1 protein-coding gene and 1 pseudogene are annotated in these 482 nt (G+C 31.5%); both read left to right on the top strand.

The genetic code is table 11. The features are described 5' to 3' along the window. Positions 1 to 217: pseudogene (locus ON24_RS09395) on the top strand (pseudomurein-binding protein); the annotation flags it as partial. A 62-nt stretch (positions 218 to 279) separates the two neighbouring features. Continuing rightward, positions 280 to 482, top strand: a 203-nt coding sequence (locus ON24_RS08830; protein ID WP_040682691.1) for a hypothetical protein, incomplete at its 3' end; no start/stop codon positions are given.

Here is a 482-nt window from a genome sequence, read left to right as displayed (position 1 = left end):
AATGGATGCGGCTAAAACTGTTGATTCATATTATGCTAAGAACAATAAACTTCCAACCACTGTGAAAATAGGATCTTATACCTGTACTATGAGTCAATTCTTATATTATGAGTCTTTGGCTATAGTTTATCTTTCACAGGGTAAGGGAACAAGTACAACATTGAATGTTCTTAATGTTACTGTAAGTGAACCTCAAATCCAACTGGTGATTCATTAAATGGAAGTAAATTAGGTAAAGCGGATTATGTTGATTCTGCTAATAGGACTTATAAGTTCATCTTGAATTATGGTCAAGGTCCTAACTATTCAACTACATCTATTGGTAAGGTTGAATATTCATTATTAGTTGAGACATTTAGTCAAGTATTAACTAAATATTCAAGTAGTAAATCCTTACCTAGTTCAGTTACTATTGGTGTTACAAATAGTTCATCTAACAATTCCAGTAACACAAATTCAAGTTCTAAGACAGTTACTATTGC

The organism is Methanobrevibacter boviskoreani JH1, from assembly GCF_000320505.1.
Lineage (GTDB): Archaea > Methanobacteriota > Methanobacteria > Methanobacteriales > Methanobacteriaceae > Methanarmilla > Methanarmilla boviskoreani.
Note: the sequence above shows the minus strand (reverse complement) of the source record. Positions and strands in the feature narration are given on the sequence as shown.